At 45.9% G+C, this 4,692-nt stretch carries 4 protein-coding genes, 4 tRNA genes and 1 other RNA gene; 8 read left to right on the top strand and 1 reads right to left on the bottom strand.

Annotation, left to right across the window (positions count from 1 at the left end; all coding sequences use genetic code 11):
* Positions 1–201: 201 nt before the first annotated feature.
* Positions 202–1,239, top strand: a complete 1,038-nt coding sequence (gene murB, locus FAZ14_RS20090; protein ID WP_016943964.1) for a UDP-N-acetylmuramate dehydrogenase — start codon at positions 202–204, stop codon at positions 1,237–1,239.
* Positions 1,236–2,195, top strand: coding sequence for a bifunctional biotin--[acetyl-CoA-carboxylase] ligase/biotin operon repressor BirA (gene birA, locus FAZ14_RS20095; protein ID WP_016943963.1), 960 nt, complete (start codon positions 1,236–1,238; stop codon positions 2,193–2,195). Before murB ends, birA begins: the two co-directional genes overlap by 4 nt.
* A gap of 29 nt (positions 2,196–2,224) precedes the next feature.
* On the opposite strand, the gene coaA is transcribed toward birA, so the two are convergent.
* Positions 2,225–3,175, bottom strand: coding sequence for a type I pantothenate kinase (gene coaA / locus FAZ14_RS20100; protein ID WP_016943962.1), 951 nt, complete (start codon positions 3,173–3,175; stop codon positions 2,225–2,227).
* Between the two features lie 615 nt (positions 3,176–3,790).
* On the opposite strand from coaA, the gene FAZ14_RS20105 reads away from it, so the two are divergent.
* From FAZ14_RS20105 to FAZ14_RS20130, 6 genes are all read left to right on the top strand, one after another.
* A tRNA-Thr gene (locus FAZ14_RS20105) sits at positions 3,791–3,866 on the top strand.
* Between the two features lie 17 nt (positions 3,867–3,883).
* Positions 3,884–3,968: transfer RNA gene (locus FAZ14_RS20110), tRNA-Tyr, on the top strand.
* 41 nt (positions 3,969–4,009) lie between these two features.
* A non-coding RNA gene (locus FAZ14_RS20115) (RtT sRNA) lies at positions 4,010–4,134 on the top strand.
* A 134-nt stretch (positions 4,135–4,268) separates the two neighbouring features.
* Positions 4,269–4,343 (top strand) — tRNA-Gly (locus FAZ14_RS20120).
* A gap of 9 nt (positions 4,344–4,352) precedes the next feature.
* Positions 4,353–4,428, top strand: a tRNA-Thr gene (locus FAZ14_RS20125).
* 106 nt (positions 4,429–4,534) lie between these two features.
* On the top strand, positions 4,535–4,692 hold a 158-nt coding region (locus FAZ14_RS20130), incomplete at its 3' end, for a GTP-binding protein (protein WP_235914610.1).

Raw genomic sequence — 4,692 nt, forward strand, 5'->3', positions numbered from 1 at the left:
GAACTGCCAGGCATCAAACAGAGAACCCCCGGTTAGCGCCGGGGGTTTTTTTATGCCTGCAACCCGGGCGGCCGCGTTAATCCTCCGGGTAATCACTTCCGGTATCTAACGTTTTCGGCGCGATTTGCGAATAAAACATCCCTCAATAATGACTCAGGATCAGTTAGACTATGACTAACTGTTTACTGGGTATTTAGCGCCATGACGAGTTCTGCCATATCTCTCCAAGCATTCAATTCTTTCTCCCTATCGGCTTTTGCGACAGATGTTGTCATTATCGAAAATACAACAGAACTGTTGTCTGAGTGGCAGCGCGCTCGTCGGCATGGGTTACCAACGCTAATATTGGGAGAAGGGAGCAATATACTCTTCCTTGGGGATTTTCACGGTATTGTCCTTATCAATCGGCTCAAGGGCATTGAGGTCGATGAGACCGAATCTGAATGGATGCTCCATGTAGGGGCTGGTGAGAACTGGCATCAGTTAGTGGAATATACGTTAGCACATCAGATTGCTGGTTTAGAGAATCTTGCCTTAATTCCGGGATGTGTTGGGTCTGCTCCTATTCAGAATATCGGTGCTTACGGGGTGGATTTAAAACATGTCTGTGCCTATGTCGATGTACTGAATCTTAATACCGGTGAGGTGAACCGACTTAATGCGCAGGAGTGCCGATTTGGGTACCGCGATAGTATTTTTAAACATGAATATCAGGATGGGTTTGCCATTATTGCTATAGGGTTGTGTCTATCCAAGAATTGGAAACCTATTCTGGAATATGGTGATCTGACCCGGCTTGATCCAAAGACCGTGACGTCAAGAGATGTGTTTGATGCTGTCTGCCAGATGAGGCGAAGTAAATTGCCCGACCCTAAAGTAATGGGGAATGCTGGAAGTTTCTTCAAAAACCCGGTTGTTCCCTCAGTCATTGCTGAGCATATTTTGACACATTATCCGAATGCACCTCATTACCCCCAACCAACGGGTGATGTAAAACTAGCGGCAGGCTGGTTGATCGATCAATGTGGGTTAAAAGGGTATCAGATAGGTCAGGCTGCTGTGCATGATAAGCAAGCGCTTGTGCTGGTAAATAAAGGTGGTGCAAGCAGTGATGATTTGATTGCGCTGGCACGCTATGTCAGGAATCAAGTTGCCGCAAAATTTGATGTGTGGCTTGAGCCTGAAGTGCGTTTTATTGCTGCACGAGGTGAAGTCGATGCGGTGGGGGCGTTGTCATGAAAGATTATACCGTCCCGTTAAAGCTAATCTCTATTCTTTCTGATGGGGAGTTCTACTCGGGAGAATACCTCGGTGAACTGATGGGGATGAGTCGTGCCGCTATCAATAAACATATCCAGACTATTAGAGAGTGGGGGCTGGATGTATATACGGTAACTGGGAAAGGTTACTCATTTTCCTCTGCGATTCAGTTGCTTGATGCAGATGAGATCTGCTCAAAAATACCCGACGGTAATATTGCTGTTTTACCTGTTATTGATTCTACCAACCAATATCTTTTGGATCGTCTTGACTCAATATCATCAGGTGATGCGTGCATTGCCGAGTATCAGCAGGCTGGGCGAGGGCGGCGTGGACGGCAATGGTTTTCTCCTTTTGGCAGTAACCTCTATTTATCCCTATATTGGCGCCTGGAACAAGGGCCAGCCGCTGCAGTTGGTGTCAGTCTGGTGATCGGTATCGTTATGGCCGAGGCTTTACACCAGTTGGGAGCTGAAGGGGTACGAGTAAAATGGCCTAATGATCTGTATCTGAATGACAGGAAGCTGGCTGGCATCCTCGTAGAGTTAAATGGCCGAACAGGTGATGCAGCACATCTGGTAATTGGTGCGGGCATTAACCTGCGAATGAATTCATCGGGTTCAAATGTGATCAATCAAGAATGGATTAATTTACAGGAGGCCGGGATCGATATTGACCGTAATAGTCTTGCTGTAAAACTTATCACAGAACTGCGTACAGCATTAGCGGTTTATGAACAGCAAGGACTGGCCCCTTTTATTTCTCGCTGGAGTTCACTGGATAATTTTTATAACCGTACAGTGAAGTTAATTGTCGGCAACCGTGAAATAGTTGGAGTTGATAAGGGCATTGATAACCAGGGTGCTCTGCTACTGGAGCAGGATGGTGAAATTCGTTCCTATATCGGTGGTGAAATTTCCTTGCGTGGATGGTAAATAATAGAGGGGTAATATCCCCCTCTATTTTATTTTCTTAAACGAACACATTCGACGGCATGATTAGCACTTTTTGTCATAATCAGACTGGCTCGCTCACGCGTTGGTAATATATTTTGCTTTAAATTCAGTCCATTAATCTCTAACCACAACTGTGAGGCGATATTAATGGCTTCTTCTTTTGTCAGCTTTGCATAATTGTGGAAGTAAGAATCTGGATTAGTAAAAGCCCCTTCCCTGAATTTCAGAAAACGGTTGATATACCAACTTTTCAGAAGATCTTCCGGTGCATCGACATAAATTGAGAAATCCACAAAGTCGGATACAAAAACACGATGAGGATCGTGAGGATAGTCCATTCCGCTTTGTAATACGTTTAGTCCTTCAAGGATCAAGATATCTGGCTGCTCTATAACTTTATTGCAGTCAGGAACAATATCGTAGGTCAAATGTGAATATGTTGGTGCCGTTACCCAAGGAACGCCCGATTTTATTTCAGAGACGAATTTCACCAGACTATGCATGTCGTACGACTGAGGGAATCCCTTCTTCTTCATCAGATTCTTTTGTTGCAACACTTTATTCGGATGAAGAAAGCCATCGGTAGTAATCAGCTCAACTTTACGATGTTCTGGCCAGCGGCTGAGTAATGCCTGAAGCACTCGTGCCGTTGTACTTTTCCCTACGGCAACACTGCCAGCAATACCGATGATATAGGGAATTTTCTGCCCGTCGGTTCCCAGGAATTGTTCCAGTACTGCCTGGCGCCGTAAGTTGGAGCTGATGTAGAAATTCAGCAGACGAGACAACGGCAGATAAATCTCTGCAACCTCATCTAAAGACAGATCTTCGTTAATGCCCTTAAGTTTGATGATTTCGTCTTCAGTCAGGGTCAATGGTACCGAATCTCGTAAGTTGGCCCACTGCTGGCGATTGAATTGAAGATAAGGCGTGGCGAAAGATTGCGCTTTATTAGTCATAAATGTGTTTCTGCTTGACGCTACCGGTAAGGAAGGGAAACAGCCAGGTTTCAGTGCATGAAACTGAGACACCGGAAAGCTGGACAGGTAACAGCCACAGCATCCTTTCCTGATAATAATTTATCGTCCAGCAGGCAGGTTACCACCATGGGGGTCAGGAAAAGAAGCAAAAATCTGCATCGGCCCTGATACCTGTGATAAAGGCATCAGGATGAACAGTATAGAAGCATATGTGCTATACGGTGCAAGACTGGAAGATATTCTCATGCGATGGCTATCAGTCTGCAGTCGTGATGCAGGCGTAATGCATATAAAAGTGACTAAATACCTAATCTCGTACTCCGGAGTGCCTAAAGAGGATTAATGTTGCTTTCGGGGATGAGTTGCGATGCGCAAAAGAGCCAACAATAACAAGTGGCATATCATTGAACGAGTGTCTGGAAAACCACCTGTTCAAGCGGCTTTCGGTGTGTATCCTGATGTTTATTTGCACGAATAACTGACAGTAATGTGAAACAGCATTCGATTTTGTGCAAAATCTAAGCGATAGCGCATTTTTGGCAATTTTTTTGTTGCATAGACCGGCCCCTCTGCCTAGAATGCGCAGCACTTGATGCCGGCTTAGCTCAGTAGGTAGAGCAACTGACTTGTAATCAGTAGGTCGCCAGTTCGATTCCGGCAGCCGGCACCATCAAGTACATACAATCAGGTGGGGTTCCCGAGCGGCCAAAGGGAGCAGACTGTAAATCTGCCGTCACAGACTTCGAAGGTTCGAATCCTTCCCCCACCACCAAATTCAAGTCGTAAAAGCGACTGAACCAATGTGATAAGCCAAATAAGTCATGTTGGGGAAGGTGAGAACCTTCAAGAAGGTTCGAGTCGAGCAACGCGAGACAATGTGCGTAGCGCGGCCCGACGGGTGAGGCGCGAAGCAACGAATAATCCTTCCCTCACCACCAAATTCAATCCTGGCAACAGGATGCAATCGATGCGGTAGTGATAAGAAAACCGGATCGAAAAAAGCAAGGTAACAATATAAATTGTACCTTGCTTTGATGTTATACAGAGAAATCAGGTAGCCGAGTTCCAGGATGCGGGCATCGTATAATGGCTATTACCTCAGCCTTCCAAGCTGATGATGTGGGTTCGATTCCCACTGCCCGCTCCAATTAGATGTGCTGATATAGCTCAGTTGGTAGAGCGCACCCTTGGTAAGGGTGAGGTCGGCAGTTCGAATCTGCCTATCAGCACCACTTCTTTATTTTCCTCCTGATTTTCTTTCTGTTAAAAGCTCAGCAAGTAATTGCTTGGTTGATGTGGTGATACCACCGATTTATCCGTGTCTTAGAGGGACAATCGATGTCTAAAGAAAAATTTGAACGTACAAAACCGCACGTTAACGTCGGTACTATCGGCCACGTTGACCATGGTAAAACAACGCTGACCGCTGCCATCACTACCGTTCTGGCAAAAACCTACGGTGGCCAGGCTCGTGCATTCGACCAGATCGACAACGC

The sequence above is a fragment of the Dickeya oryzae genome (genome assembly GCF_009372235.1).
Taxonomy (GTDB): Bacteria; Pseudomonadota; Gammaproteobacteria; order Enterobacterales; family Enterobacteriaceae; genus Dickeya; species Dickeya oryzae.

Bases quoted from the DNA above. Each gene is read 5' to 3' on its own strand.
- birA (WP_016943963.1), top strand. From the start codon at position 1,236: ATGAAAGATTATACCGTCCCGTTAAAGCTAATCTCTATTCTTTCTGAT.
- murB (WP_016943964.1), top strand. From the start codon at position 202: ATGACGAGTTCTGCCATATCTCTCCAAGCATTCAATTCTTTCTCCCTA.
- coaA (WP_016943962.1), bottom strand. From the start codon at position 3,175: ATGACTAATAAAGCGCAATCTTTCGCCACGCCTTATCTTCAATTCAAT.